General features: G+C 58.2%; 13 protein-coding genes and 1 pseudogene. 11 read left to right on the forward strand and 3 right to left on the reverse strand.

Going from position 1 to position 12,931, the window contains the following annotated elements:
- Window positions 1-211 precede the first annotated feature (211 nt).
- A complete protein-coding gene (locus tag ACFO6X_RS13865; protein ID WP_382434065.1) occupies window positions 212-988 on the forward strand; it encodes a GGDEF domain-containing protein in 777 nt (258 codons plus the stop codon).
- Between the two features lie 10 nt (window positions 989-998).
- Window positions 999-1,835 (forward strand): MinD/ParA family protein, encoded by an 837-nt coding sequence (locus ACFO6X_RS13870; protein ID WP_382434067.1) that lies wholly within the window; start codon window positions 999-1,001, stop codon window positions 1,833-1,835.
- Between the two features lie 34 nt (window positions 1,836-1,869).
- On the opposite strand, the gene ACFO6X_RS13875 is transcribed toward ACFO6X_RS13870, so the two are convergent.
- Window positions 1,870-2,571, reverse strand: a complete 702-nt coding sequence (locus tag ACFO6X_RS13875; protein WP_382434069.1) for a pirin family protein — start codon at window positions 2,569-2,571, stop codon at window positions 1,870-1,872.
- Between the two features lie 113 nt (window positions 2,572-2,684).
- Between ACFO6X_RS13875 and ACFO6X_RS13880 the strand changes: the two genes are divergently transcribed.
- The 5 genes from ACFO6X_RS13880 to ACFO6X_RS13900 all read left to right on the forward strand — a co-directional run bounded on the left by ACFO6X_RS13880 (window position 2,685) and on the right by ACFO6X_RS13900 (window position 7,579).
- The gene (locus tag ACFO6X_RS13880; protein WP_382434071.1) at window positions 2,685-3,620 is read left to right on the forward strand and encodes a LysR family transcriptional regulator; all 936 of its coding nucleotides are present in this window, start codon (window positions 2,685-2,687) and stop codon (window positions 3,618-3,620) included.
- A 69-nt stretch (window positions 3,621-3,689) separates the two neighbouring features.
- Entirely contained in the window at window positions 3,690-4,868 is a 1,179-nt protein-coding gene (locus ACFO6X_RS13885) for an NAD(P)/FAD-dependent oxidoreductase (RefSeq protein ID WP_382434073.1), read from the forward strand.
- Window positions 4,865-5,776: a tRNA glutamyl-Q(34) synthetase GluQRS gene (gene gluQRS, locus ACFO6X_RS13890; RefSeq protein WP_382434074.1), complete on the forward strand. Its 912-nt coding sequence runs from the start codon at window positions 4,865-4,867 to the stop codon at window positions 5,774-5,776. Before ACFO6X_RS13885 ends, gluQRS begins: the two co-directional genes overlap by 4 nt.
- Window positions 5,777-5,808: 32 nt before the next feature.
- Window positions 5,809-6,546, forward strand: a complete 738-nt coding sequence (gene trmB / locus ACFO6X_RS13895; RefSeq protein ID WP_382434116.1) for a tRNA (guanosine(46)-N7)-methyltransferase TrmB — start codon at window positions 5,809-5,811, stop codon at window positions 6,544-6,546.
- 28 nt (window positions 6,547-6,574) lie between these two features.
- Complete coding sequence (locus ACFO6X_RS13900; protein WP_382434076.1) at window positions 6,575-7,579, forward strand: GGDEF domain-containing protein; 1,005 nt, start codon at window positions 6,575-6,577, stop codon at window positions 7,577-7,579.
- A gap of 11 nt (window positions 7,580-7,590) precedes the next feature.
- Here the strand turns inward: ACFO6X_RS13900 and ACFO6X_RS13905 are convergent, their stop codons facing one another.
- Complete coding sequence (locus ACFO6X_RS13905) at window positions 7,591-8,343, reverse strand: 4-hydroxy-tetrahydrodipicolinate reductase (protein ID WP_382434078.1); 753 nt, start codon at window positions 8,341-8,343, stop codon at window positions 7,591-7,593.
- Window positions 8,344-8,366: 23 nt separating this feature from the next.
- A complete protein-coding gene (locus ACFO6X_RS13910; RefSeq protein ID WP_382434080.1) occupies window positions 8,367-9,626 on the reverse strand; it encodes a putative Na+/H+ antiporter in 1,260 nt (419 codons plus the stop codon).
- A gap of 166 nt (window positions 9,627-9,792) precedes the next feature.
- Here ACFO6X_RS13910 and ACFO6X_RS13915 point away from each other — a divergent pair, with 166 nt between their 5' ends.
- The 4 genes and pseudogenes from ACFO6X_RS13915 to ACFO6X_RS13930 all read left to right on the forward strand — a co-directional run bounded on the left by ACFO6X_RS13915 (window position 9,793) and on the right by ACFO6X_RS13930 (window position 12,926).
- On the forward strand, window positions 9,793-10,836 hold the full coding sequence (locus ACFO6X_RS13915; RefSeq protein ID WP_382434082.1) for an ArsJ-associated glyceraldehyde-3-phosphate dehydrogenase: 1,044 nt from the start codon (window positions 9,793-9,795) through the stop codon (window positions 10,834-10,836).
- Between the two features lies 1 nt (window position 10,837).
- The gene (gene arsJ / locus ACFO6X_RS13920) at window positions 10,838-12,076 is read left to right on the forward strand and encodes an organoarsenical effux MFS transporter ArsJ (RefSeq protein ID WP_382434084.1); all 1,239 of its coding nucleotides are present in this window, start codon (window positions 10,838-10,840) and stop codon (window positions 12,074-12,076) included.
- Window positions 12,069-12,248, forward strand: a pseudogene (locus tag ACFO6X_RS13925) (ArsR/SmtB family transcription factor); the annotation flags it as partial. The gene arsJ and the pseudogene ACFO6X_RS13925, both read left to right, overlap by 8 nt.
- A gap of 177 nt (window positions 12,249-12,425) precedes the next feature.
- A complete protein-coding gene (locus ACFO6X_RS13930) occupies window positions 12,426-12,926 on the forward strand; it encodes an arsenate reductase ArsC (protein WP_382434118.1) in 501 nt (166 codons plus the stop codon).
- The last annotated feature ends 5 nt before the right edge of the window (window positions 12,927-12,931 follow it).

A 12,931-nucleotide genomic window follows, 5' to 3' on the forward strand; every position in this document is an offset into this window, starting at 1 on the left:
CAAATCTTTTTGTTGCGGGCTGGGACGCCCTAGGGCTGCGCTACAAAAAGCTGCGCACCTGACAGCGGCCCAGCAACGCCGGGAGGGAAGGTCGTAGCATCGTATTATCCAACGGGCCTGAGCCGTACTGACGGTAGCCCTGTGCAGCCCCAGAGGATTTGGGGGCTGTCTGGCGCAGTAGGTCACTGCGCGGGGTTACACTTAACGCACTGTGCCTACACCTGCCGTGTCACCTGCTACACCTTCCCACCTCGTTGACCTGCACGATCTGCGTCTGGACGAGGCGCGGGCGTTGGTAGGCCCGGTCACGGCGCAACCTACAGCCCCCCCCAACGCCACCCGCTATCTGCAATCCATGATTGATGGGTTGTGTGAGCTATCGCTGCGCGACCCCTTGACGGGGCTGGCCAACCGGCGCCACTTCCTGAACGTGGTCGAATGCGAAATCGACCGTGTGGCCCGCTCAGGCGAATCCGCCCTGCTGCTGCTGCTGGATATTGACCACTTTAAGCAAGTCAATGACAACCACGGCCATTTGGCCGGCGACAGGGTGTTGCAGGAAATTGCCCGCATCCTCAGCACCTGTGTGCGCCCTATGGACACCTTGGCCCGCTACGGCGGCGAAGAATTCGCGGTGGTATTGCCTGGCTGTCAGGCGGCTTTTGGTCACACCGTGGCCGAGCGCATTCGGCAAGCTGTCGAGGCCACCCCCATACGCATTGCCCCCTCCAAAGAAGTGCATGTCACCATCAGCATAGGCGGTGCCTTTGCACTGCAATGGATACGTTCAACGGCCTCGCTGTGGGTAGATCGGGCCGACTTGCAACTCTACAAAGCAAAATCGGCCGGGCGCAACCGCGTACACATAGAAGAACAACCCAGCAGCACCGTGACTGCAGAAGAGAAAGGCCTGCTGTTTGGCACGCTTTACCCGCCGTCCGGCTGGGATGATCCGTCTCCCCAAAACCCGACCGACAGCGCCTTTTGAAAGCGACGAGATGAGCGACGCGCCGTCCACCCAAACCCTCCATGCAGACGCCCCTGAGGCGTCCCGGTACTCCGGTGCCCGCATCATTGCCGTGACCAGTGGCAAGGGTGGTGTGGGCAAAACTTTTGTTTCTGCCAATCTGGCCGCTGCCCTGGCCCGGCGCGGCAAACGTGTGCTGGTACTTGATGCCGACCTCGGTTTGGCCAATCTGGATGTGGTGCTCAACCTGCATCCCAAACTCACCTTGCACGATGTGTTCACTGGTAAGGCACGCCTTGAAGAAGCGGTCGTGGCGGCACCCGGTGGTTTCTCGGTGCTATTGGCGGGTTCGGGCATGGTCGAATACTCGCGCCTGACACAAGAGGTGCGCAGCCAGTTCTACCATGCCGTGCAAAAGCTGGCCCCCTACTTCGATGTGATCTTGCTCGACACTGGTGCCGGCATCTCCGAAGTGGTGCTGTTTTCTATCTCGTTGGCCTCTGAGGTGCTGATTGTGGCTACACCAGAGCCAACCTCGCTCACCGACGCTTATGCCGCCATCAAGGTGTTGGCCATGCAGCAAAAACGCCAGCATGTTCGCATGATCGTCAACCAGGCAGCACGCCCCGGTGATGGCCGTGCCATTACCGGCCAGTTGCAGCAGGTCATTGACCGCTTTGTCATGACCGATTCGGGGCGGCCTTTGCGCCTGATCCACATGGGTGACATCCCTGCCGACCCCGCAGTGCGCGAGGCCGTGATGCGCCGCCAACTGCTGCAATTGCTCACTCCCGGCTGTCCGGCGGCATTGGCCGTATCGCAATTAGCCAACAAAATCGTCGAGACCTTGCTGGCACGCGCTGCCTAAATACCACCGCCGCCCAGCCCCTTGTTCTAAGGTATCAGGGGGCCAGATCAAACACCAGCACTTCAGCCGCTTGCGCTTGGTTCAGCGTCAAATGGCTTTCTGCACTGAGCAAGGCGGCATCCCCGGCGCTTAAAGGCTGTCCGTTCACTTGTAAACTGCCACGCGCCAAAAAGACATAGGCTTTGCGCGTGGGGTTCAGCGCCAGCGTCACCTCGGCATGGCCATCTAAGAGCCCCGCATACAACGAGGCATCCGCATGGATTTGTACCGAGTCTTGTGCGCCATCGGGTGATGCCAACAGGCACAGACGGCCCTGTTTACGTTGAGCCTCAAACCGTTTTTGCTCATAGCTTGGTGCCATGCCACGGGTATGCGGCATGATCCATATTTGCAACAGATGGGTTTGCTGCCCCGCAGCATGGTTGAACTCGCTGTGTACCACACCGCTGCCTGCACTCATGCGCTGCACCTCGCCAGGAGAGACCGTGCGAACATGGCCCATGCTGTCTTCGTGCGCCAGCTCCCCCGCCAGCACATAGGTAATGATTTCCATATCTCGATGGCCGTGGGCACCAAAGCCGGTGCCGGGGGCAATCCAATCCTCGTTAATCACGCGCAGATTGCCAAAACCCATATGCTCTGGGTCGTAGTAGCCCGCAAAAGAAAAGCTGTGATAAGAACGCAGCCAGCCGTGGTCGGCATAGCCTCGATCTTGTGATTTGCGAATAACCAACATGGCATTTCTCCTCTCATCGATTAGAAGCCTTGACTGTAGGCGGCAGCGCCTGCGTTGGCGTGCAGGCCACTTGACGGGATAATGCAAAAAATTGCAATCAATAACCCGCCACCATGCGAAATCCACGCGATGTCCTGACGCCCGATAGCCTGGCTATGTTGCATGAAATTGCGGTGGCTGGCAGTTTTGCCGCTGCGGCTCGCACACTAGGGCTTGTGCCCAGTGCACTAACCTACCGCGTACGCCAAATCGAAGAGGCTCTGGATGTACTGCTGTTTGACCGCAGTTCCCGCCAAGCCCGCCCTACCCCGGCAGGCACCGAGTTACTGCGCGAAGGCCAACGCTTGTTGCAAGACATCGATGCCGTAGCCCACCGGGTGCGTCGTGTTGCTACCGGCTGGGAGCCACAGCTGACCATCGCCATCGACGGCGTGATCTCCCCCCACACCATCTTGGAGCTGGTACAGGCGTTCTACGCACTGCATCCCCCCACCCGGCTCAAACTGCGCGATGAAATTCTCTCGGGCACCTTAGAAGCCCTGACCTCAGGACGGGCAGATTTGGCTATTGGTGTGGGAGTCAATGCGAGCAATGTAGCCGGATTGCAGTTAGAGGTGCTGGGCGACAGCACCTTTCTGTTTGCCGTGGCACCACACCACCCATTGGCCCATACGCCAGAGCCAATCAGTGATGCCCACTTGCTACAACACCGGCTGGTGGCAGTGGCCGACTCAGCCCACAGCGACAACACCAGCATCGGTCTGCTGGGTGGGCAAGATGTGCTGACCGTCGATTCGATGCAGGCCAAACTTCAGGTGCAACTGCGGGGCTTAGGCTGTGGTTTTCTGCCCATCGCGATGGCCCGGCCCTATCTTGAGGCAGGTCGGCTGGTTGCGCGGCGGGTTGCCCGCTCTGAGCGCAATGTGCGTTTGCACTATGCCTGGAAGGGCAGTGCCAAACCACCGGGACGGGCACTGCAATGGTGGCTAGAACAACTGCGCAGCCGTGCGACCCGAATAGCCCTACTGGAAAACCACCATCACTTTTAGCAGAATCTGCCTGCGGGCAGTGTAGAGTGCCAAGGTCTGCTTCCCCCCTCGCTTGCTGAAAGGTCTGCCATGCCTCGCCGTACCCCTGCCACTTCTTCTGTTCGCTCCAGCCGCCTGCACAGCAGCCATTCTCCCCAGAGTCCACGCCACTTTGCTGTGGTTGGTGCCGGAGTCGCAGGCATTGCCTGCGCCCGCACACTGTTGCAAGCAGGCCACCAAGTCACAGTGTTCGAAAAATCCAACCAAGTGGGCGGGCGCACTGCCACCCACGATTCACCATTTGGCAGTTTCGATGCTGGGGCGCAATACTTCACTATCCGCGATGAACGCTTTGCACTGGCGCTGGACACCGCGCCCAACGTGTTCCGGCCTTGGAGTGCCAATGCCATTCGGGTACTCGACGCCACAGGCCATGTAGCCTCTGCCAGCCAACCCCCTGGAGAAGCCCATTGGGTAGCCACACCGGGCATGTCCGCCCTGGCCGATGCTTGGGCTGAGCCTCTGCGCCAAGGCGGCCACTTGCACACCAATGCCCATGTCGTCGCCATTGAGCGCGATCCGGTCAAACCACAGCATTGGCAGGTGCGTGCCCAAAGCCCAGACGGCGCCCAACAGGTAGTAGCAGGCTTTGATGCCGTGCTGCTGGCACAGCCTGCCGATCCCGCCAGATCGCTGCTGACCCAGTCGGGCATTCAAACCCCTTTGGTGGCAGAAATTGCGGGCGTTATCACTGCCCCCTGTTGGACGATGATGCTGGCATTCCCACAATCAGTACGTCCCGGCCTGACCACCTTAGGGCCACAATGGAATGCAGCCCGCAGCACCCACCACCGCATTGCGTGGCTGGCGCGTGAATCCTCCAAACCCCAACGCGGTATCGTAGAGCGTTGGACCGTACAGGCCAGCCCAGCTTGGTCGCATGAACACCTCAACGATGACAGCAGTCGGGTACAAGCCAAACTGCTCAAAGCCTTTGCCGAAGTCACGGGCATCCATGCCCAACCCGGCTATGTTGAAATGCGCCGCTGGCGCCACGCCCAAACCACCCAACCCTTAGGCAGAAGCCACCTGTTGGACAGCCATATGGGCATTGGCGCTTGCGGCGACTGGTGTTTGGGCCACCGGCTAGAAGACGCCTTCCTTTCTGGTCTGGAACTGGCCTTGGCCGTGGATTTCAGCGTCAACTTCCAGCAGCAGATCGCCACAGGCATGCTCGAGAGCATGAAGGCCATCCCTCCAGGCGCATGAACATACAGCCTGTCTATGTGGGCCGCTTTGCCCCGTCCCCCACAGGGCCATTGCATGCAGGCTCCTTGGTCGCAGCACTGGCCAGTTGGCTCGATGCCCGCGCTTGGAATCAAGGACGGGGCGGGCGCTGGCTGGTGCGCATCGAAGACATAGACACACCGCGCTGCATGCCTGGTGCAGCCGATACCATCCTGCACCAGCTCGCTACCTGTGGACTGCAACCCGATGCGCCACCGCTGCGGCAATCCAGCCGCTCGGCAGCCTACCAACAGGCACTGGATCAATTGGCCGCCCAAGGCTTGGCCTACCCCTGCGCCTGTTCACGCAAAGACATTGCCGAAATCCACGCTGCGCAGGGGCAGTCCCGCGAACGGCATGCCCTCATGCCTTATCCCGGCACCTGCCGTCAAGGTCTGCATGGACGCACGGCCCGTGCCTGGCGCTTCAACACACAGGACGCGCCTACCGTCACCTGGAACGACCGGCGTCTGGGGCCACAACAGCAAAATGTGGCCCAAAGCGTGGGGGACTTTGTGCTGCGGCGGGCCGATGGGCTGTGGGCCTACCAACTGGCGGTGGTCGTGGACGACGGCGCCCAAGGGATTACCCACATCGTCCGTGGAGAAGATTTGGCAGACAATACGCCACGCCAAATGTTGTTACAACAGGCATTGGGCCTGCCCACCCCCCACTACCTGCACACCCCGCTAGTGTGTGCAGCCAATGGAGAAAAGCTCTCCAAACAGCACGGCGCTCCTGCCCTCGATCTGCGTTCGCCCTTACAGGCCTTGTCAGCAGCCGCCCAAGTGCTCCAACTACCCAAAGTGACATCAGAGCAGGCTACACTGTCAGATGCCCTGGCCCTGTGGATCAGGGCTTGGACGCATCTCTACAATCAGCCCCTGTGACTGCAACCCCCAACCCCACCCCCATTCTTGGCATGGATGCCACTTCTGTTGCCGCTTCCCAGCCCAGCCCCCAAGCTCCTGCTGGCGTGGCCTACCCCAAAACCATCAAGAGCTTCGTACGCCGCGCCGGACGCACCACCTCGGGCCAAACCAAGGCTTTTGAAGAGTTGGGGCCACGCTTTATCCTGCCCTACAGCGGCCAGCTGTTAGAGGCACCTGCTGTGTTTGGCCGCAACGCACCCTTAATTCTGGAAATTGGCTTTGGCATGGGCGAAGCCACTGCACATATTGCCCATGTGCGCCCCAACGACAACTTTCTGTGCTGCGAAGTGCATGAGCCCGGCGTGGGCGCTTTGCTCAAGCGCATTGGCGAACAAGACATCCAAAACATCCGCATCCTGCAACACGATGCCGTAGAAGTGATTGACCACATGCTGGCCCCAGCCAGCTTGGATGGCATCCATATCTTCTTTCCCGACCCGTGGCACAAGAAAAAACACAACAAGCGCCGCCTGATTCAACCCCCTCTGGTTGCTAAACTGGCTGCACGGCTCAAGCCCAGTGGCTATCTGCACTGCGCCACCGACTGGCAACCCTATGCAGAGCAAATGCTAGAGGTGCTTGGTGCCGAACCACTCCTGCACAACAGCAGCCACCAAACCGATGGCTATGCTGTCCAGCCTGACTATCGCCCTCTGACCAAATTCGAGAACCGGGGTTTGCGTCTGGGCCACGGCGTTTGGGATCTGGTTTTTTTGCGCCGCTCCTGAAATTACCCATTCAAGGCACACCGACACCATGAAGCCCATTTTGCAAAATCTGGTCGAAATGACAGGTCAGCGCGACCACCTGCGCCTGGAAGTATCGGTGTTATCCACCTTACAAAAGCTCTCCAACATCGTAGAAGTGCGTGCGCTGGAGTTGTTCACCATCGATGGCGTGATGCACCTGCGGCCCCGCACCTGGAAAGGCCCCCAAGACTGGGTGTCTACCGATATGGAGCCGAGCAAAGACCCGCAGCAGCAACCCCTAGAAAACCTGCCCGAGCTGGCTGCCTGTGTGCGCGGCCACGAAAGCCATGTGATTGCCTCTCCCCGGCGGGGCTACCATGTGCTGTGGTTACCGGTATGGATGCACGACAAAGTCAGTACCTGTTTGGAAATCAGCCAAAAACGCCCTTTTTCAGTGCATCGGCTGGAGGTCATCACGGGCATTTTCAATGTCTACCAAAACTACCAAAGCCTGCTGGACTACAGCGAGCGCGATGCCCTGACAGATTTGTACAACCGCAAGACCTTTGACGAGCAGTTCTCCCGGCAAAGCTACAGCAGCGCCAGCGACAATACGCCCCACAAGGCAGAGCAATGGCTGGCAGTGATCGATATCGACCACTTCAAACAGGTCAATGACCGTTTTGGTCATCTGTATGGCGATGAAGTGCTGATTTTGGTGGCCAACGTGTTACGCAGCTCTTTTCGCTCAAACGACCGGATTTTCCGTTTTGGCGGCGAAGAGTTTGTGGTGCTGCTGCGCTCGATCAGCCTCGAAGAAACACGCAACGCCCTGAACCGTTTTCGGGAAGCTGTGCAGGTTTACCCCTTTCCACAGGTAGGGCAGGTCACCGTGAGCATCGGCTTTGTCAATGCTACCCACGGTGCCCCGGTAGAAATCTTGGGCCAAGCGGATCAGGCACTCTATTACGCCAAAGAACATGGCCGCAACCAAGTCTGCTTTTATGACGATCTGATAGCCAGTGGCGATCTGGTGGTGCAGATCGCCCACGACGATGTCGAATTCTTCTAAAACACCGCCGATTACCCGCCCATGTTCAAAAGCTGATGGCGAATTTTTTGCATCAACAGATCGTCAAAACTGTAGAACCCCTTGTCACATCGGGCCAGCTCTTCCAAAGCAAACGCTGCACCCGTGCCAAACGCCTCGCGCCGAATAGAGTCATGGACTAAACGCACCGTCTGGTGCGGAAAACCAAACACCACTTCGTGGTGCCCCACGATGCCCCCCAAGCGCAAGGAGGTGATACGGTCATCTTCCAAATGCAAGGTTTCGGCAATTTTGCGGGCAGTGCCCGACACTTCTGGTTTGTCACGGAAATGCTGCTCTATCACTTCCACATCGGCAAACGGCGCGATCTCACGCAACATCTTGGCTGCCAACAACAGAAAATTGATGCCCAAGGTGATATTGGGTGAACTCATCACCCGGGTGTCTTGGCCCATCTGGCGCAGATACTCCAGATGCTCGGGGCTATAGGCAGAAATGGCACTGACCAACATGATGCCGCGCTCGCGCAGCAGCTCGCCATAGCGGTAGACCGCGTCCGCCTGCGAAAAATCGACCACGGCATCGACGGGATGCTGATCGAACCACTGCTCTAAATCCAAGCCCTCTAACCCGACCAACAGAGCTTGCTCCAGCCCTTCCAGCGGTGTAGCTGTGGCAGCGCGGCCCCGCATCACCCAACGCAATTCAAAGCGTGGGTCGCTGGACAGCACGTTCACTACCGCCTTGCCAGCCCTGCCATAACCCAACACACCTATTTTCATCATCCATATCTCCTTTGTCAGTTGTTTCAAAGTAGCCGGAAAGCCAGTATGGCTACCAGCGTTGGCGGTAGGGCGGCTATCAGCAAACCCAAAGGCTGAATGGACTGATCAGAGAACTTTCCTTTCAAGATAGCGGCCCCGGCGGGATTGGGAGCGTTGGCAATCAGGGTCAAACCACCGCCTGTGACAGCCCCAGCCACCAAGGCGGTTTTGAACTCCAGGCTCAGGCCATCGACCAAAGATCCCAGATAGGTCAAGGCGGCGTTGTCGGTGATGGCCGTCAGCGCCACTGCGCCAAAAAATACCGTATTCGCGTCCATCCCCATCAACAACGGCTCCAACCACCATTGTTGCAAACCACCGAGCACCACCAACCCCGCCAGAAAAAAGGCCACCAGCAAGGCCTCGCGCAAAATGAGCGGGGTCTGGTGGCGCTGATAGGCCGTCCAAAACCCCAAAAAGAACAGAAACAAGCCCATGAACACCGCCGGGTGGTGGGCAAAAACGACCACCAGCGCCAAAAATACCAGATGCACCAGCACCACACTGACAGGCACAGCCGGGTCTTGGGCATGTGGTGGTGTAGTAGCCACATGCACCAACTCTTTGCGAAACAGCAGCATTGCACAGCCTGCATTGATAAAAACGGCCACCGCTGCCTTCCAGCCAAAGTGGGCCACCATAAACCAGATGTCCCAGTTCCATACAGCAGCCACCATCAAGACCGGTGGTGCCGCAAAAGGCGTCAAGGTGCCACCAATCGAGATGTTGACAAACAGCACCCCCAGAGTGACATATTTCAGCGGGGTAGATACTGAACGCGCCAACACGGTATCGCGCAACATCAAAGCGGCCAGGGTCATCGCCGCAGGCTCGGTGATGAAGGAGCCTAACAACGGCACCACCGAGAGCAACAGAAAATACAAGGCCATGCCAGAAGGCAATGGGGTGTAGCGTGCTATAGAGCGCACCAGCGCACCCACGCACTGCAAAATAGGCCGGGTGCCAGCCATCACCATGATGGCAAAGACAAACACGGGTTCGGTAAAGTTTCTGGAATCCAGATAAGCCACGGCCTTGTCTTCGCCTTCAATGCCAAACATCCATAGCATCAGCACCATCGCCCAAAAACCGAAAACCACCTCCACCTCACCCAGCAAATGCCAAATACCCGCATGGCGGGGTCGGGTGTGGGCTAAGCGTTCAAAAAATTTGGTGGAAAAGGTGTGCAGCACTGCCAAAGCAAACAGCACCGCACCAATACCGTGGATCAGCGTAGGGGGCATATAAAAAGACGAAGAGGAACCGCGAGGCGGCCCGACCTTCGCATGAACCTGCCCAACCCCCACGGTTTGGCACCCAACTTCAGTATATCGCGACACAGGTTTGTCATAAAATGATTTTATATTTCAACAAATATCAAATCATTTGCACCAGAAAGGCAAGACTGCGATGAAAGTGGGCATCAACGGCATGGGCCGCATTGGGCGTTTGGCACTGCGTGCGGCTTTGGGGGCGGCAGAACGCAGCTTGGATGACCCACGCGCAGGCAACCGCTTAGAGGTGGTGCACCTGAACGAAATCAAAGGCGGGGCTGCTGCCACCGCGCACCTGTTGGCCTTTGACAGCGTGCAAGGCCCGTGGCGCACCCCCATCCATGCCGAAGGGGAACAAGCGGTGGCTATTGGCGCGCAACGTTTGTCCTTCAGCAGCCATGCCCAACCCGCTGATATTCCTTGGGGAGATTTGGGGGTCGAGGTGGTGCTGGAATGCACCGGCAAATTTTTAACCCCCGAGACCATTCAAGGCCACCTGCAACGTGGGGCCAAACGGGTAATCGTGGCAGCGCCGGTCAAGGTGGGCGGGGTGCTCAACATAGTGGTTGGTATCAACCACCAGCAATACGACCCGGCGCGCGACCAGATCGTCACCGCAGCCTCTTGCACCACCAATTGTTTGGCCCCAGTGGTCAAAGTGGTACACGAGAACATTGGCATTCGGCATGGACAAATCACCACCATCCACGACCCCACCAATACCAATTTGGTAGTGGATGCCCCACACAAAGACCTGCGCCGCGCCCGCAGTGCCATGCTGAGTCTGGCCCCCACCACTACCGGCAGCGCCAGCGCCATTGCACTGATTTATCCCGAACTGAAAGGCAAACTCAACGGCCATGCGGTGCGCGCACCCGTGCTCAATGCCTCACTCACCGATTGCGTGTTTGAGTTGCAACGCGCCACCAGCGCCGAAGAAGTCAATGCCCTGTTCAAAGCAGCCGCAGCCGGGCCACTGGCCGGTATTTTGGGCTACGAGGAGCGCCCGCTGGTCAGTGCCGACTACGCCCGCGACACGCGCAGCTCGATTGTCGATGCCCTGTCCACACTGGTCACAGATGGCACCTTGCTCAAGGTCTACGCTTGGTACGACAACGAAATGGGTTATGCCTGCCGCATGGTCGATTTGGCTTGCCACATGCAACAGGTAGGCATCTAGCATGAATGCCGCCGAGCGCCACTATGCCATCGTCACAGCTTCCTACTGGGGCTTCACGCTCACTGATGGTGCTTTGCGCATGTTGGTGCTGCTGCATTTTTACCAGTTGGGTTATTCCTCCGTCACGCTGGCCTTTTTGTTTCTGCTGTACGAGGCAGCTGGCATTGCGGCCAATTTGCTGGGCGGTTGGCTGGCTACGCGCTACGGCATTACCCGCATGTTGACGGTGGGGTTGGCGACGCAAATTACCGGCTTTACCCTGCTGTCGCTGCTGAACCCTGCATGGACGGCAGCCATGTCGGTGGCTTGGGTGGTGCTGGCACAGGGCGTTTGCGGTGTAGCCAAAGATTTGACCAAAACCGCTAGCAAATCGGCCATCAAAGTCACGCAAGCACAGGCCAAAGAACAGGGCACGGGCCAGTTGTTCCGCTGGGTGGCATGGTTTACTGGCAGCAAAAATGCCATGAAGGGCATTGGCTTCTTTTTGGGCGGCTTGCTGTTGCAAACGCTGGGTTTCCAAGCCTCGCTCTGGGCGATGGCGGCATTGCTGGGGCTGGTGTTGCTGGGCGTAGTCACCTCGTTGCCACAGATGATGGGCAAGAGCAAAGCCTCTGGCTCGGCCAAAGAATTGTTTGCCAAAAATGCCGGTATCAATGCCTTAGCAGCAGCCCGGGTAGTGCTATTTGGTGCCCGCGATGTGTGGTTTGTGGTCAGTTTGCCGGTGTTTTTGTATTCGGCGGGTTGGAACTTCACTATGGTCGGCAGTTTTTTGGCTGCTTGGACTATCGGCTACGGCTTGGTGCAGGCACTGGCCCCCCACTTAGTGCGGCGCAGCAGCGATGGCCTCAGCAGTGAAGTGCCAGCGGCGCGCTGGTGGTCGGCTTTGCTGGCCTTTGTCCCGATGGGGCTGGCCTTGGCCGTGGCATTCCAAGCACCCGCTTTGGAGTGGGTGGTGGTGGGCGGACTGTGCCTGTTTGGTTTTGCTTTTGCCGTCAATTCTTCGGTGCATTCGTATTTGATTTTGGCTTATGCGGGTTCAGAGAAGGCGGCAGAAGATGTCGGCTTTTATTACGCGGCCAATGCGCTCGGGCGTTTTGTCGGCACGTTGCTGTCGGGGCTGCTCTACCAATGGGGCGGCTTGCTCTATGCCCTGATAGGCTCGGCCCTGATGCTAGGGCTGTGTTGGTTGGCAACGCTGGCCCTGCCCTTATCAAAAGAAACCAGCAACAACCATGGATGAAGCACAAGTGGTGCGCGCCTTGGGCGCTTTGGCACAAGAGACCCGGCTGCGTTTGTTTAGGCTGCTGGTGGTGGCTGGGCCGCAAGGCTTGACCCCCAGCAGCATGGCTGAGTGCTTAGGAGCCTCGGCCACGGTGTTGTCTTTTCACCTGAAAGAGTTGCACGCTGCTGGCTTGGTACAGGTGCAGCGCCAAGGCCGACACCAAATCTACCGCGCCGCCATTGCCTCGATGAATGAATTGCTGTCTTACCTGACAGCGCATTGTTGCCAAGGTGAAGCGTGCCTAGAAACACCTTTGCTGGCCTGCACGGCCTGTGAAGCTCCATCCACTCCAGAAAGCGTTCTTACCATGTCCAGTCCCGTCTACAACGTGCTGTTTATTTGTACGCACAATTCTGCCCGCAGCATCATGGCCGAAGCCTTGCTCAACCAATTGGGTGGTGGCAAATTTCGTGCTTACAGTGCTGGTAGCCGCCCCACCAGCCAAGTGCATCCGCAAGCGTTGGCCCTGCTGCAACGCCACAAAATCCCCACCGAAGGGCTGCGCAGCAAAAATTGGGAAGAGTTTGCCCAGCCCGATGCACCACCGATGGATTTTGTACTCACGGTGTGCGACCAAGCCGCTGGCGAAACCTGCCCCATCTGGCCGGGCCAGCCCATGTCAGCCCATTGGGGTTTGCAAGACCCAGCCAACGTGAAAAGCAGCCCCGACAATGTGGAGAAAGCCTTTAGCGAGGTGTTCCGTCTGTTGCATCGGCGCATCTCGCTGTTTTTGAGTTTGCCATTAGCCAAGCTCGATCAGCTCTCGTTGCAACAAGAGTTGGGCCATATCGGCCATACCTGCGACTGATGGGG

Source organism: Giesbergeria sinuosa (genome assembly GCF_042652905.1).
GTDB classification, from domain to species: Bacteria; Pseudomonadota; Gammaproteobacteria; order Burkholderiales; family Burkholderiaceae_C; genus Simplicispira; species Simplicispira sinuosa.